General features: G+C 69.0%; 12 protein-coding genes and 2 pseudogenes. 6 read left to right on the plus strand and 8 right to left on the minus strand.

Translation table 11 applies throughout. The annotated features are described in order from the left end of the window. Window positions 1-65: 65 nt before the first annotated feature. Window positions 66-2036, minus strand: a complete 1971-nt coding sequence (locus F3H57_RS04815; RefSeq protein ID WP_149754736.1) for a CAP domain-containing protein — start codon at window positions 2034-2036, stop codon at window positions 66-68. 176 nt (window positions 2037-2212) lie between these two features. Here F3H57_RS04815 and leuS point away from each other — a divergent pair, with 176 nt between their 5' ends. The 4 genes from leuS (at window position 2213) to F3H57_RS04835 (ending at window position 7151) form a co-directional block, all read left to right on the plus strand. Then, on the plus strand, window positions 2213-4906 hold the full coding sequence (gene leuS / locus F3H57_RS04820) for a leucine--tRNA ligase (RefSeq protein WP_149754737.1): 2694 nt from the start codon (window positions 2213-2215) through the stop codon (window positions 4904-4906). After that, window positions 4893-5390: an LPS assembly lipoprotein LptE gene (lptE, locus tag F3H57_RS04825; RefSeq protein WP_149754738.1), complete on the plus strand. Its 498-nt coding sequence runs from the start codon at window positions 4893-4895 to the stop codon at window positions 5388-5390. Before leuS ends, lptE begins: the two co-directional genes overlap by 14 nt. Window positions 5391-5394: 4 nt before the next feature. Beyond that, entirely contained in the window at window positions 5395-6420 is a 1026-nt protein-coding gene (holA, locus tag F3H57_RS04830) for a DNA polymerase III subunit delta (protein WP_149754739.1), read from the plus strand. Between the two features lie 140 nt (window positions 6421-6560). Continuing rightward, the gene (locus F3H57_RS04835; protein WP_149754740.1) at window positions 6561-7151 is read left to right on the plus strand and encodes a glutathione S-transferase family protein; all 591 of its coding nucleotides are present in this window, start codon (window positions 6561-6563) and stop codon (window positions 7149-7151) included. Window positions 7152-7155: 4 nt separating this feature from the next. On the opposite strand, the gene F3H57_RS04840 is transcribed toward F3H57_RS04835, so the two are convergent. The 7 genes and pseudogenes from F3H57_RS04840 to F3H57_RS04870 form a co-directional block, all read right to left on the minus strand. Beyond that, complete coding sequence (locus tag F3H57_RS04840) at window positions 7156-7656, minus strand: SixA phosphatase family protein (RefSeq protein WP_149754741.1); 501 nt, start codon at window positions 7654-7656, stop codon at window positions 7156-7158. Further along, window positions 7653-8546 carry an acetylglutamate kinase gene (argB, locus tag F3H57_RS04845; protein ID WP_149754742.1) on the minus strand — a complete coding sequence of 298 codons (894 nt, stop codon included), beginning with the start codon at window positions 8544-8546 and terminating at the stop codon, window positions 7653-7655. Before argB ends, F3H57_RS04840 begins: the two co-directional genes overlap by 4 nt. Before the next feature lie 146 nt (window positions 8547-8692). Then, entirely contained in the window at window positions 8693-9349 is a 657-nt protein-coding gene (gene yihA / locus F3H57_RS04850; protein ID WP_149754743.1) for a ribosome biogenesis GTP-binding protein YihA/YsxC, read from the minus strand. After that, window positions 9346-10086: an MOSC domain-containing protein gene (locus F3H57_RS04855; RefSeq protein WP_149754744.1), complete on the minus strand. Its 741-nt coding sequence runs from the start codon at window positions 10084-10086 to the stop codon at window positions 9346-9348. The genes yihA and F3H57_RS04855 overlap by 4 nt, the downstream gene beginning before the upstream one ends. Next, window positions 10083-11963, minus strand: coding sequence for a membrane protein insertase YidC (yidC, locus tag F3H57_RS04860; RefSeq protein ID WP_149754745.1), 1881 nt, complete (start codon window positions 11961-11963; stop codon window positions 10083-10085). The genes F3H57_RS04855 and yidC overlap by 4 nt, the downstream gene beginning before the upstream one ends. A gap of 275 nt (window positions 11964-12238) precedes the next feature. Further along, on the minus strand, window positions 12239-13780 hold the full coding sequence (locus F3H57_RS04865) for a GGDEF domain-containing phosphodiesterase (RefSeq protein WP_223162954.1): 1542 nt from the start codon (window positions 13778-13780) through the stop codon (window positions 12239-12241). 61 nt (window positions 13781-13841) lie between these two features. Then, a pseudogene (locus tag F3H57_RS04870) lies at window positions 13842-14285 on the minus strand (ATP-binding protein); the annotation flags it as partial. Between the two features lie 158 nt (window positions 14286-14443). Here F3H57_RS04870 and F3H57_RS22470 point away from each other — a divergent pair. Both F3H57_RS22470 and F3H57_RS22940 read left to right on the plus strand, forming a co-directional pair. Then, window positions 14444-14848 (plus strand): annotated as a pseudogene (locus F3H57_RS22470) (transposase); the annotation flags it as partial. Beyond that, on the plus strand, window positions 14837-15052 hold the full coding sequence (locus F3H57_RS22940) for a DUF6880 family protein (RefSeq protein WP_394349819.1): 216 nt from the start codon (window positions 14837-14839) through the stop codon (window positions 15050-15052). The pseudogene F3H57_RS22470 and the gene F3H57_RS22940, both read left to right, overlap by 12 nt. Window position 15053: the final 1 nt, after the last annotated feature.

The raw sequence follows: 15053 nt of genomic DNA on the forward strand, positions 1-15053 counted from the left end.
GTCCAAGCATTCTGGGATTTTAATGAGCAATGCGGCGAGAATCGGGACTCGAAGCAATACTTCGCTCAGATGAACAGAAAGTCATCCAGTGTGAGGTCAGCGACGCGCACGTTCTCCAGCAGGATCAACTGGCCGTCATAGGACAAGATTGCGCCCTCGACGGTGTCCGTCGGGGTGAGCGCTGCCACTTTGCCGACGAGTCCGCTGCCCGGGGCATTGTCGATGCCGGTGAGGCGCAGCCGGTCCAGTCCGGGTTCGAAATCGGTGACGATATCGGCTTCGCCGGAAATTAGATCGTTCCAAATGAATATATCGGCGCCGGTGCCCCCCGACAAGATATCGTTGCCCGCGCCACCATTGATCGAATCGGCGCCCGCCTGTCCGAAGATCGTGTCGTCGCGGCCCCCGCCGGCAAGGAAGTCGTCGCCGCTGCCGCCGTCTATGGAATCGTCGCCCTCGCCGCCGCCGACGGCATCGTCCCCGTCATGCGCGGCGATGACGTCCTGCCCGGTGCCGCCGCCGAGGCTGTCGTCCCCGAAGCCGCCCGAGACGATGTCGTCGTTGAAGCCCGCCCCCGAGGTGTCGTTGCCGGCCCCGCCGAAGATCGTGTCGTTGCCCTGGCCGCCGTTGACGATGTCGTCGCCCGCCTCGCCGTTCACGAAGTCCTCGCCGCGGCCGGCGCCGATCGTGTCGTTGCCGGTGCCGCCGAGGAGGCTGTCGTCGCCGAAGCCGCCGCCCACGTTGTCGGCGCCGGCCCCGGCTATCACCGTGTCGTTGCCGTCCGCGGCGGCGATCTCGTCGTCCCCGCCCCGGCCCAGAAGCGAATCGTTGCCGCCCCGGCCGGCGAGCGTGTCGTCGCCGTCGGTGCCGTCGAGGATGTCCGCGACCTCGGTGCCGATGCGCCGTACGCCTGAGGGCGCCGGCGGCGTCTCTTCCACGTCGGTCACGGTGATTGTGGCGTCGACCGCTACCTCCGGGCCGCGGATCTCCACGTCGTAGACGTTGTCGCCATCGGTGTCCTCCGGGGCCTCGAAATCCGGGGTGGCGGCAAAGCGTAGTGCGGTGCCATCCAGGACGAAGGCGGCGGCATCGGCGCCCGACAGCGTCAGCGTGCCGCCGGTGAAGGAGACGGAGAGCACCGCGTCGGTCCGGCCCTCGGCGTAACCGACGGTCCGGACGTCCGGTGCGGGCGCCTCGGCGATACCGTCGAGCTTGGTGTTCGCCGCGTCCATGGTCACCGTCTCGACGATTTCCGCTGCCAGCGCGCCGCCGGCGAAGGTCACGGTATAGTCGCCCTCCGGCAGCGGCATCTGGTAGCCGCCCGCCGCCCGGGTCGTGGTGGTGAATTCGCCGACCGCGCCCGCGGCCGTCACTGTGACCCCGCCGAGCCCCTCGCCGATGTCGTAGACATCGTCGCCGTCCGCATCCTCGATCACCACGCCGAGGAGCTGCGGCGCGTAATCGGCGCGGTTGCCGAAGACCTGCGTGACCACGAGCGGGCCGATCTCTTCGCTGTCGCCGGCCGGCTTGACGGAGATGCCCAGCTCGACCCGGCGGTCGTTCATTATCGCGTCGCGGTGGCCCGGCGGATCCTGAATGCCGGTCTCGGTGGTCCGGCTCCAGTCGATGAAGAAGGCGGCGTGAATATGCGCGTCGCCGCGCCCCGAGGCGTAGACATTCTCGCTCACCCCGGTCCAGTCGTAGCCGGCGGCGATGACGCGGTCGACCGCGCGGCTGCCGCCCGGTCCCGCGTGCCCCTGATCGTCGATCGCGATCTGGTGGTCGGTCTGCACCTCCGCCGCCTGTGACAGAAGATCGTTCCAGGCCAGCGGCGGCACCGGGTCGAGCGCGGCGAGCTGCGCTTCGAGCACGGTCATGTTCACCTCGCGAGAGCGGATCGCGGCGGTCGCGTCCGGGTCGAGGGTGGTGCGTGTGGCGGCGTCGAGGATCAGCCGGTCGAACTCTCCGCCCGGGTCGGTCCGGGCCCGGTTGATGAGTTCCAGAAGGGATTGCTCCAGTGCGGTGGGTTCGGGCATGGTCCGTCTCGCGGGGATCTTTCGGGTCTGACGGCCAGAATACAGCGCGCCAGGGGCCTGTGAAGGCGGGAATACCCCCAGTCGCCGCGGCCCGAGGCTCTGGACGTGCCGGTCCTCCCCGCTTATCACCGCCGCGACCGACACATGCCCGTCAGAGGCCGAAGGGGAGCGCCCGAATGTCCCGCTACACGCCCGCCGAGATCGAGCCGAAATGGCAGAAGGCCTGGGACGAGGCCCTGACCTTCAAGGCCGAACGCAAGAACGGCAAGCCGAAATACTACGTGCTGGAGATGTTCCCCTACCCGTCGGGGCGCATCCATATCGGCCACGTGCGCAACTACACGATGGGCGACGTGGTGGCGCGCTACAAGCGCGCGACCGGCCACAACGTGCTGCACCCGATGGGCTTCGACGCCTTCGGGATGCCGGCGGAGAACGCCGCGATGGCGTCGGGGGGCCATCCCAAGACCTGGACCTACGACAACATCGACACGATGGTCGAACAGATGAAGCCGCTGGGCCTGTCGCTCGACTGGTCGCGCATGTTCGCCACCTGCGATCCGGAGTATTACGGCCAGCAGCAGGCGCTGTTCCTCGATTTCCTCGAACAGGGCATGGTCTACCGCAAGAACGCGGTGGTGAACTGGGACCCGGTGGACATGACCGTGCTCGCCAACGAGCAGGTCGAGGAGGGGCGCGGCTGGCGCTCCGGCGCGCTGGTGGAGCGGCGCGAGCTGACGCAGTGGTTCTTCCGCATCTCCGACTTTGCCGAGGATCTGCTGGAGGCGCTGGACGGGCTCGACGACTGGCCCGCGAAGGTCAAGACGATGCAGGCCAACTGGATCGGCCGCTCGCGGGGCCTGCAATTCGCCTTCTCGACCACCGACGCGCCCGAGGGGCACGACCGGATCGAGGTCTACACGACGCGGCCCGACACGCTTCTGGGCGCCTCCTTCGTCGGCATCTCGCCCGACCATCCGCTCGCCCGGCAGCTCGAGCGCGACAGCGAGGAGGTCGCCGCCTTCTGCGCCGAGTGCCGCCGCACCGGCACCTCGGAGGAAGAGCTCGAGACCGCCGAGAAGAAGGGCTACGACACCGGCATCACCGTGCGCCACCCCTTCGACACGAGCTGGGAGCTGCCGGTCTACATCGCCAACTTCATCCTGATGGATTACGGCACCGGCGCGGTGTTCGGCTGCCCCGCGCACGATGCCCGCGACCTCGAGTTCGCGCGCAAGTACGACCTGCCGGTCAGCTCGGTCTTCGTGCCGGCGATGGGCGAGGAAGGCACCTACATCCTGCCCGAGGACGGCGGCCCGGCCTACGTGCCGCCCAAGGTGGAGACGGTGCGCTACCTCAAGCCCTTCGCGGGCGAAGAGGCGATGACCGGCGATAGCGGCGTCGATGCCGCCATCGCCTTCTGCGAAGAGAACGGCGTCGGGCAGGGCGTGACCAAGTATCGCCTCCGCGACTGGGGCCTGTCGCGCCAGCGCTACTGGGGCTGCCCGATCCCGGTGGTGCATTGCGACGCCTGCGGCGTGGTGCCCGAGAAAAAGGAGAATCTGCCGGTCGAGCTGCCCGACGACGTCAGCTTCGATCAGCCGGGCAACCCTCTCGACCGGCATCCGACCTGGCGCGACGTGGCGTGCCCGTCCTGCGGCGCCCCGGCGAAGCGCGAGACCGACACGATGGACACTTTCGTCGATTCGTCGTGGTATTTCGCGCGGTTCACCGCGCCGCGCGCCGGCACGCCGACGGACATGGCCGATGCCGAGTACTGGATGAACGTCGACCAGTATATCGGCGGGATCGAACACGCGATCCTGCACCTGCTGTACGCCCGCTTCTTTTCCCGCGCGATGCACCTGACCGGCCATCTGCCGGAAAAGAGCCGCGAGCCCTTCGATGCGCTCTTCACGCAAGGGATGGTCACGCACGCGATCTTCCAGACCTATAGGCGGGAAACGCATCCAGATCCGCAACCCGACAAGCTTGTCAGGCACTACCTCTTTCCTGAAGAGGTGATCACTTTCCAACATGACGGCATTGAAAAAGCGGTTGAAACGGCTTTTGCGGAGAGTCTTGAGGGTGTGGGGGGCCTGAGCTCGGTGCAGGCACTTGCTGAAGTGCATCGGATTGCCGACATGAACGGCCGTGGCGTGGAAATCATTCCCTCGGCCAAGATGTCGAAGTCCAAGAAGAACGTGGTCGATCCGGTCTCGATCATCTCGCAATACGGCGCCGACACCGCGCGCTGGTTCGTGCTGTCCGACAGCCCGCCCGAGCGGGACGTGGAATGGACCGCCTCTGGCGCGGAGGCCGCGCATCGCCACCTCTCGCGCGTCTTCCGCATCGCGGCCGAGGCGGCCCGGGCCGAAGACGCCCCGCAAGGGTCGGATGAGGTCCTCCTGCGCGAGATGCACAAGACCATCCACGACGTAACGCAGGGGATCGAGAGCTTCGGTTTCAACGCCGGTATCGCGCGCCTCTACGCCTTCACCTCAACCCTGTCGAAATCGGACGCGGGCGGCGAGGCCAAGCGCGAGGCTGCGCGGACGCTGGCGCAGCTCATGTCGCCCATGACCCCGCACCTCGCGGAAGAGATGTGGTCGATGCTCGGCGGCGAGGGCCTTGTCGCCGACGCGCCCTGGCCGGTGGCGGACGAGACCATGATGGTCGAGGACACGGTGACCATGCCGATCCAGATCAACGGCAAGCGTCGCGGCGAGGTCGTGGTGCCCAAGGACATGCCCAAGCCCGAGGTCGAGGAACTGGCGTTGTCGCACCACGCCGTCCTCAAGGCGCTGGATGGCGGCGCGCCCAAGAAGATCATCGTCGTGCCCGGGCGGATCGTCAATGTCGTGGTGTGACCGGCGCTTCGTGATCGCGGGCCTGGGCGCGCTTGCGCTCCTGCCGGCCTGCGGCTTCTCCCCGGCCTACGGGCCGGGCGGTGCCGCCGGCCGCCTGCAGGGGCAGGTGGCGCTGGACGATCCCGGCAACCGCGCGGCCTACATGCTGCACCGCCGGATCGAGGACCGGCTCGGACACGCGCCCTCGGGCCGCTACCGCCTGTCGACCTCCATCGACACGTCCGAGACCGATCTCGGCACCACCTCCACCGGCACCACCACGCGTTACCAGGTCCTCGGGCAGGTCGATATCCGCCTGCTGGACACCGCCAGCGGCGCGGTGCTGCTGGAGGACCGCGTGGACAGCTTCACCGGCTATTCCGCAACCGGCTCGAACGTGGCGACGCTCGCCTCCGAACGCGACGCGGAGGAGCGTCTGATGACGCTGCTGGCCGACCGCATCGTCGACCGCCTGATCGCCGTCGCGCCCGACCTGCCGGCCTGAGGCCATGAAGCTTTCGCCCCGCGACGCGCCGGCCTATTTCAAGCGCCCCGACCCGGAGGCCGCGGGCCTTCTGATCTACGGCGAGGACGCGATGCGCGTGGCCCTGCGGCGGCAGGAGGTGATCGCCGCGCTGATCGGCCCCGAGGGCGAGACCGAGATGCGCCTGACGCGCATGCCCGGCGGCGATCTGCGCAAGGACCGCGCGGCGCTTCTGGACGCGATCAAGGCGCAGGGTTTCTTCCCCGGCCCGCGCGTCGCTTTCGTCGAGGACGCCAATGACAGCGTGTTTCCGGCGATCGAGGCGGCGCTGTCCGAATGGCGCCCCGGCGACGCGCAGATCGTCGTGACGGCGGGCGCGCTCAAGGGCTCGTCGAAGCTGCGCAAGGCCTTCGAGAACGCGAAGCGCGCCTATGCTACGGGCATCTACAACGACCCGCCCGGCCGCGCCGAGATCGAGGAGACGCTGGCCAAGGCCGGCCTTGCGAAGATCGACCGCGCGGCCTCCGACGCGCTCTTTGAACTCGCCCGCGAACTCGATCCCGGCGATTTCCGGCAGACGGTGGAGAAGGTCGCGCTCTACAAGCACGGCGACGAGGCGCCGCTGACCGCCGAAGAGGTCGGGCTGATGGCCCCGGCCACGTCGGACGCGGAGGTGGACGACGTCCTTCACGCCGTCGCCGAGGGCCGAGCGGCCGAGGTCGGTCCCGTGATGCAGCGCCTGTCGGGGCAGGGCGTCGCCGCGGTGACGCTGGTGATCTTCGCGCTGCGCCATTTCCGCGCCCTTCACGCCGCCGCCGCCGATCCGGGCGGGCCAGGGCAGGGCATCGCCCGCCTGCGCCCGCCGGTCTTCGGCCCGCGCCGCGACCGGATGCTCCGGCAGGCGCAGGGCTGGGGCATGTTCAAGCTCGAACAGGCGCTGCGAATCCTGACCGAAACCGACCTCGCCCTGCGCTCCGCCGGGCAGCGGGCCCCGGCGATGGCGCTGGTGGAGCGGGCGTTGATCCGGCTGGCGATGCTGGCGCAGCGCTGAGGCGGTGTCCTGCGTGGCGCGGTTCGGCGCCTCCGGCGGGAGTATTTGGGACGAGAAGAAGCAGGGGGCGGTGCGATGGGCCGTTGCGGCGCGCGGGCGGGCGGCGCAGGGTCCGCCGCAGATGATGAGAGGAGCGAGGCATGGGGTATACGGTGATCGGCACGCGTCACTCGCGGGCCTTCCGCGTGCTGTGGATGCTGGAGGAGCTGGGGCAGGATTACGCGCATGTGCCGGCGGCGCCACGGGCGGAGGAAGTCACGCGCGTCTCGCCGCTGGGCAAGCTGCCGGTGCTGCTCGACGGCGATCAGGCGATCCCCGATTCGGCGGCGATCCTGACGTACCTTGCGGACAAGCACGGCGCGCTGACCTATCCCGCCGGCACGCCGGAGCGCGCGCGGCAGGACGCCTGGACCTTCCGCATTCTCGACGAGCTGGATGCGCTTTTGTGGACCGCGGCGCGGCACAGCTTCGTGCTGCCGGAAGGCGAGCGGGTGCCGGAGGTGAAGGACAGCCTGAAGGCGGAATACGCGCGCAACCTCGAGCGGATGGTGCCGGAGATTCCGGGGCCGTACCTCATGGGCGAGCGGATGACCGTGCCCGACCTCCTGCTGGTGCATTGCGGTGGCTGGGCGATCGCGGCGAAGTTCCCCGAGCCGCCGGCCGCGTTCAAGGCCTACGCAAAGGGTCTCAGGGCGCGGGAGGCCTACCAGCGCGCGGCGGCGCTGCCCTGAGCGGTCACTCCGCCAGGAGCTCGCGCGGGATCACGAAGGCCTGTGCCGTGGCGCCACCCCAGGCCGCGTCGGGCCACGCGTCGATTTCGAACCGGGCGTGCAGCGTCGCCCCGGTCGGGTAATCCTGGAAGCGCGGGTGGTCGGGCGGCCCGGCGACGATGCGGGACGCGACCTCCTGGAAGCCGGGATTGTGGCCGATCACCAGCACCCGGTTGCCGGTGGCATGATGCAGCGCGCGCAGGACCGTCAGCGGCTCTGCGTGGTAGAGCTGATCCTCGAAGCGCGCGGGCGCGTCGATGTCCAGAAGCTCCAGCGTCTCGCGCGTGCGCGCGGAGGTCGAGCACAGCACCTCGTCGGGCAGGGTGCCGGAGCTGCGCAGCCAGTCGCCGAGCGCCTTTGCGCTGCGCCGGCCGCGGCGGTTCAGCGGGCGATCGAAATCGGGCTCCTCGAAGCTCCAGTCCGACTTGGCGTGCCGCATCAGGAGGAGCTGGCGGCCGCGCTTCATACGCGCTGCTCGTGCCGGGGCAAGTCGGGTGAGCGGATCAGAGAGCCCGCGCCGTGTTCGGTGAAGAGCTCCAGCAGACAGGCATTGGACACGCGGCCGTCGAGGATGACGACGCCGCGCACGCCCTGTTCGATCGCCTTGAGCGCGGTTTCGGTCTTGGGGATCATGCCGCCGGCGATCACGCCCTCGGCGGTGAGCTTGCGCACGTCGTCGGGGGAAAGCTGGGTGACCACCTCTCCGGCCGCGTCCTTGACGCCGGGAACGTCGGTCAGGAGCAGCAGCCGGTCGGCGGCGAGCGCCCCGGCGATGGCGCCGGCGGCGGTGTCGCCGTTGACGTTGAAGGTCTCGTTGGGGTCCATGCCGGTGGCCACGGGGGCGATGACCGGGATGATGCCGGCCGAGAAGAGGTCGCGCAGGACCTGCACGTTCATCTCGATCGGACGGCCGACGAAGCCGAGTTCCGGATCGTCCGCCTCGCACACGATGAGGTCGTCGTCCTTGCCCGAGAGGCCCACGGCGCGGCCGCCCTCGTCCATGATCGCCTGCACGATGCGTTTGTTGACGAGGCCGGTCAGAACCATCTCGACGACATCGACGGTAGCCTGGTCGGTCACGCGCTTGCCGCGCACGAAACGGCTCTCGATGCCGAGCTTCTTCAGGGTGTCGTTGATCATCGGGCCGCCGCCATGCACCACGACGGGGTTCATGCCGACCTGCCGCATCAGCACGATGTCGCGGGCGAAGCTGGCCATTTCACGGACGTCGCCCATGGCGTTGCCGCCGAACTTCACGACGACGATGGCGCCGGAATAGCGCTGCATGTAGGGCAGCGCTTCGGACAGCGTGCGGGCGGTGGCGTGCCAGTCTCTGTTCATGTCCTGCGGCTGCATCTCGTTCCGTCGGGTCGGGGCCGGGCCGTTATCGGGTGTCAGCGCGCGCGACGCAAGGGGAGGCAGAGGTTCGTGGGGGCGCTGCCCCCACACCCCCGGGATATTTTGTGGCAGATGAAACCCGGAAAAGGGCGGGTGCGCGAGGCTCAGGGCAGGGTGGCGATGAGGGCGCGCAGGGTGTTTATTCCCTCGTTCTTTTCCGCTGAGGTGAGCACGATCTCCGGGAAGGCGGCGGGGTGCTTGGCGAGCCGGCCGCGGACCTGCGCGAGGAGCGCGTCGCGATCCTTGGCCTTGATCTTGTCGGCCTTGGTCAGCACCGCCTGGAAGGTCACGGCGGAGCGGTCGAGGAGCGTCATGATCTCGTCGTCCACCGGCTTGATGCCGTGGCGCGCGTCGATCAGCACGAAGGCGCGGCGCAGGCTGGCGCGGCCGGCGAGGTATGTCTTCAGCAGCGCCTGCCAGCGTTCGACCACGGCGACCGGCGCGTTGGCGAAGCCGTAGCCGGGCAGGTCCACGAGGTAGTGGCTGTCGCCGAGCGTGAAGAAGTTGATCTCTTGCGTGCGGCCGGGCGTGTTGGAGGCGCGGGCGAGCCCCTTGCGGCCGGTCAGCGCGTTGATCAGGGAGGATTTGCCGACATTGGAGCGGCCGGCGAAGCAGATCTCCACCCGGTCGGCGGGCGGCAGCCCGTCCATCGCCACCACGCCCTTGAGAAAATCCGCGCCGCCGGAGGCGAAGAGGCGGTGCGCGGCCTCTGCCGCCTGCGGCTCGGGCGGGCCGGCGAGGGGGAAGGGAAGCTCGGTCACGCCGCCACCTCGGCGCCGGGGGCGAGCGTGCCGCCATCGAGGATCGTGGCGTAGACGCCGAAATCGCGGTGGCCCCAGCGGTCCTGAAGAATGCGCAGGGTGTCGGCGTCGCGTTCGCCGGTCTCGGGGTTCGCCTCGGTGGCGCGGCACCGTTCGATGCGCTCGGTGACCTTCAGGCGCAGGCCTCCGAGCGTGATCTCGCGCCCGACCAGGTCGAATTCTTCCCACGGGCTGCCGCCGTCCAGGACGAGGTTGCCGCGGAAGCGGCGGATGTCGAGCGGCTGGCCGATCGCGTCCGACAGGGCGGCGAGGCTGGCGCGCGACAGGATCGACACCAGTGCGGCGCCGTTGTCGGCCATGCCCTGCGGCGGCGCGGGGACGAGCCTGTGCGGCGCCGGGCGCGCCTCGGGCCAGAGCGGGCGGACCCAGTCGATCAGGCGCGCGCCCTCGGTGGCGGGGACAAAGGTAAGGTCCGGCCGGTCCGGATGCGTGACGGTGATCGTGCCGTCAGTGTGGGCCGTCGCGGCAATCTGCGCGAGCCGGGGGCCGGAGGCGACCACGAGGAAGTTGCGCCGCGGTTGCCAGGCGTCCGTGTCGGCGGCGGCGTTCTCGTGCAGGAGCGCCCAGGCGCGATCGCCAGGGAGGGGCGCCTCGGGCGTGACCGCCACGCTCTCGAGGCGCTCGCGGCCGAGACCCTTGATCGGGTGACGCCAGATCTCGGCCAGGCGCTGGGTCATTTCTTGTCGCCGCCGGACGCGCCGCCGCCGCGCTTGAAGCTGGACTTGATGTTGCCGAACACGTCCGGTGTGTACCCTTGGCTGCGCATGATCGCGTATTGCTGCATGAAGGTGATGGTGTTGTTCGCGATCCAGTAGACCACGAGACCCGAGGCGAAGCTGCCGAGCATGAACATGAAGACCCACGGCATCCAGGCGAAGATCATCGCCTGGGTCGGATCGGGCGGCGCCGGGTTCAGTTTCTGCTGCAGCCACATCGAAACGCCCAGCAGCAGCGGCAGGATGCCGATGAACACCAGCGCGAGGATCGTGCCGGCCTCGGGCGCGCCCCAGGGCAGCAGGCCGTAGAAGTTGAAGATCGACGTCGGATCGGGTGCCGACAGGTCGCGGAACGGGCCGAAGAACGGCGCGTGTCGCAGCTCCAGCGTGACGAAGATCACCTTGTAGAGCGAGAAGAAGATCGGGATCTGCAGAAGGATCGGCAAGCAGCCCGAGGCGGGGTTAACCTTTTCCTTCTTGTAGAGCTCCATCATCTCCTGCTGGAGCTTCTGGCGGTCGTCGCCGGCACGCTCCTTCAGTTTCTCCATCTCCGGCTGGAGCTCCTTCATCTTCGCCATGGAGACGTAGGACTTGTAGGCTAGGGGAAGCAGAAGCGCCTTGATCAGCAGGGTCAGCAGGATGATCGACACGCCCATGTTGCCGATGAGCTGGTTGAGCTCGTGCAGCACCATGAAGATCGGCTTGGTGAGGAAGAAGAACCAGCCCCAGTCGACGGAATCGACGAAGCGGTCGACCGGCTGCTGGTCCGGGTCCTGGTCGGCGCCGAAGAGCCGGGAGAGCCAGCCTGGCTGATTCTGGTAGTCGCGGATGACCTCCCATTCCTTGGCGCCGGCGAAGAGGCGCGTGGAGACGGAGGCGCTGTCGCCCGCGGCGACATTCAGCGTCGGAAGGACCTGTTCGGTCTGGTAGATGTCGCTGCGCGGATCGTACTTGGCGACGGCGCGGAAGCGCTGGCCGGGATCGGGGATCAGCGTCGACATCCAGTAATGGTCGGTGAAGCCGATCCAGCCGTCCTCGGTCACCTGGAAGGTCTCGGCCGGCACGCCGAGGCCGGAATCGGTGTCGAGATCGGTCAGGTTGCCCCAGGAGGTCTCCGTCAGTTCCCCGTCGGCCATGATGCTGGCGCCTTCGTGGAGGATGAAGAAGTTCTTGGCGTTCGACGGCTCGCCGTGCCGGCGCAGGATGCCGTAAGGGGCGAGCGCGGCGGTCTGGTCGGTGGCGTTCTCGACGCTCTGGGTGACGGTGAACATGTAGTCCTCGTCGACCGCGATGGTGCGCGAGAAGACCAGGCCCGCGGGGCTTTCCCAGGTGAGCGTGACCGGATTGTCGGCAGTCAGCGTGGCGCCGTCCTCGGCCTGCCAGCGGGTGTTGGGGCCGGGAACCGCGTCGCCGGCGACACCCTGGCCGGGCGCCCAGCCATAGAGTGCGTAATAGGCGTCGTCACCGCCCACCGGGTTGAAGAGGTGGACGATTTCGGAATCGTCCTCGAGCGTCTCGGTGTAGTCCTTCAGTTGCAGGTCGTCGATCCGCCCGCCGGAAAGGGAGATCGACCCGGCCAGGCGCGGGGTGTCGATCTCGATGCGGGGGGCATCTGTGCTGGGATCGGCCGCGGCGGCGCCGCTGTCGGTGGTGGCCGCGTCGGGCTGTGCGCTCGGGGCGATGGCATCCGGGTTGTCGCCCGGAGTCTGCTCTTCGGTCGCGGTCGGCGCGTTGGGGTCGGTTTCGGGTTCCGGCGGCGGAAACAGCACGAACCAGATCAGGATCACGACGAAGCTGAGCGCTGTCGCGAGGATGAGGTTCTTGTTCTGGTTGTCCATGAGGCGCGGATCCCGGTCCTGGCAAGATGGGCGGGGTTCAACAGAGCCGGGCGCGGAAGGTCAAGGAGATTCGGGCGCGGCCACCCGGGCGCATCACGGTGGCGGGACCGCGCGGCCACGTGGCCGGTTCGTTGACCGTGCCCGCGGCCGGGTTCCGCGAGCGCCCGCACGGGCGCCGCCCCATGGTCGGGCGGAATGGCGCGGGGCGGGATAGCGGTTTTGCCCGGTGCTCCAGCGATACGGCGCGATGGCCGCAAGCGGAGTGACGGGTGCGGCTACTGGGCGCGGCGTGACAGGTCGGGTCGGGCGATGCTCTGGCGGTGGCGGAAGATCCATTCGGGGACCTGCGCGGCCGGCATCGGCCGCGCGATGCGGAAACCCTGCACGTGGTCGCAGCCGAGCTGCGCCAGAAGAGCGTGTTCGCCGGCGCTTTCGACGCCTTCGGCCAGCGTCTCTATCCCCAGTTGCTCGGCGAGGCTCAGGATGCCGGAGACCATGCGGCGCTGGCGTTCGCTGCGGTCGATCCCGGCGATGAAGCCGCGATCGATCTTCACCCGGTCGATTGGCAGGCGGTGCAGCGCCATGATCGAGGCGTGCCCGGTGCCGAAATCGTCCAGGTCGATCGTGCAGCCGAGCCGCTTGAGGCCGCTGACCGTGGTCGCGACGGCGTTGTCGGCGCTGTCCGTGAACACCGTCTCCAGTACCTCGATGCACAGGCGGTCGCCGGTCATGTCGTGGCGGTCGAGATCCCATTTCAGCCGTTCGACGAAGGTGGGATCGTGCAGCTCCGCCCCCGAGAGGTTCACGCCGACGCGCGGAACGGCGAGGCCGGCGCGGTCCCAGTCGCTCAGCGCAGCGAGGGCGGAGTGGATCATGATCTCTCCCAGCCGGGCCATGAGGCCGCCGGCTTCCAGCGCGTCGAGGAATTGCAGGGGCGAGATCAGCCCGCGTTGGGGATGCACCCAGCGCGCCAGGCCCTCCGCGCCGGTGATTTCTCCGGTCGAGGTGCAGATCTGCGGCTGGAACCAGGGCTGGATCTGGCCCTGCTCGAGCGCCGCCGCGACCTCGCAGCGCAGCACCCGGCGCAGCGTACGGCTTGCGTCGAGACCGTCGGACCAGGCCCGCACCGCGGAGGGGCCCGATTGCACCGCTTCGGACAGCGCGGTGAGCGTGGCTTCCAGCAGCCCGTCGCCAGTCGCGTCCTCACCGAGCCGCGCTTCGCTGCAGAAGCCCGCGGCCGCGGTGAGGTAGTGCGGCACATCGTGCACGGTCATCGGCTCTTCCAGCGCGGCCTGCAGGCGGTTGGCGGTGCCGAGCAGCGATTCGAGGTCGAGCCGCGCCGCCGGCTCCAGCAGCACAAGGTAGCGCGCATCGCCGATGCGGTGCGCGCGGTCGCCGGCGCGCAGGTTCTGGCGCAGGCGGCGCAGGCAGGCGTCGCGCAAGGCCGCCGCCCCGCGGTCTCCGAGGGAGGTCGCGGCGGCATCTATGCCGCCGAGGTCGAAGCCGATCGCGCCGGTGGTCAGCCCGGACATGCGCGCATCGCGGATCGTGCCGTCACACAGGCGCGCGGCGCCGTCGAGGTCGACCCAGTCGCGCACCGGTTCCCGCTGCGCGGGCAGCGCCACGCGCTCGAAGGTTCCCGCGGCGGCAAGCCCCGCCGGGATCCCCAGCGCCGCCGCCACCAGAAGCAATTCGCCGCCGATCCAGTAGGCGGCGAGCACCACCGCCGGCAGGAAGGCCAGCATCTGCGCGCTGGCCAGGTGGCGGTTGAGCGCGGTGCGGATACGTTTGCGATGCGCGGCCCATGGGTGCAGCATTGGATTGCCTCGATGACGCAATGTCACCTGGGCACGCTATAACCAGAACGTATTGCAATCGTTAATGTGACTCGGACAATCGCGGGGCGTCGTCCGGCGCTGTTTCCGCACGGCGCTCCAGACCGGCGAAATCGAACAGCGCGGGGTCGAGCAGATGCGAGTGCCGCGCGTTCATCAGCGCGCGGACCATCACCTGCCGGCGGCCTGGGCTGTTACGCTCCCACCCGTCGAGGATCTGCTTGACCTGCTGGCGCTGAAGCCCGTCCCGCGACCCGCAGAGGATGATCGGGTAATCCATCGCCCGCGCGAATTTCCCGCAATCGGCCTCGGCCACGTGGGCGAGCGGGCGGTAGAGGAAAAGATCCCCCCCCTCGTTCACCAGCTTCGGCGGCATCGTCGCGCGCCGGCCGCCGTGGAAGAGGTTCATGAAGAACGTCTCGAGAATGTCGTCGCGGTGATGGCCGAGGACGACGGCCGAGCACCCTTCCTCGCGCGCAATGCGCCAGGCGTCGAGCCCGGAGGTGAAGACCCTGCGCGCCGAGGCGTCCGGGGAGGTGTCCGGGCCGAAGGAGGCCCTCGCCGAGGTCACCCTCGAGAACAGGCTGCTCAATAAAGGCATGCTCGGGGGCGAGCCATTGTCCGCCATCGGTCCGAGGACAATGGTCGAGCGGCGAGTTTCGGGACAAGACCACGCGGCCGAACCAGCTCTGGCAGACGGACGTCACCTACCTGAAGATCTTGGGCCGGGGCTGGTATCGCCCGAGCACGATCCTCGACGACTTGAGCCGCTACGTGATCGCCTGGAAGCTCTGTACGACGATGGAAGCGCGCGAGGTCACCGGCTCGCTGAAGTCGGCGCTCGCCGCCCGGGGCTGCGACCGGCCGACGGTCCTGCAGCGGCCGAGGCCGCTCGGTGACAACGGCTCGTCCTGCATCGCCGGAGACCTGGCAATCCGGCTCGAGGACAAGCGCATCGAGCACGTCCGGGGCGCGCCGAACCATCCCTGGACGCAGGGCAGGATCGAGCGCTGGCACCAGACGCCGAAGAACCGGATCCTGCGCGAGGACCTCAACAAGGGGAACCTCGTCGCGCTCGGCGCGGAGACGCTCGCGGACCTGCTGTTCGAAGCCGTCAAGGGCGACGCCGCCCGGCACTGCCGGGTGAGCATGGTGCTTTCTGCCGATCAGGGGCCGGAGGCGATCCGGCCGCCAGAAGTTCTCTGGTCCGAAAACCCAGAGCGCCAGTGTAAAGCGCTCTGGGATGGGCAGTGAA

This window comes from Roseivivax sediminis (assembly GCF_900112685.1).
In the GTDB taxonomy this organism is placed as follows: domain Bacteria; phylum Pseudomonadota; class Alphaproteobacteria; order Rhodobacterales; family Rhodobacteraceae; genus Roseivivax; species Roseivivax sediminis.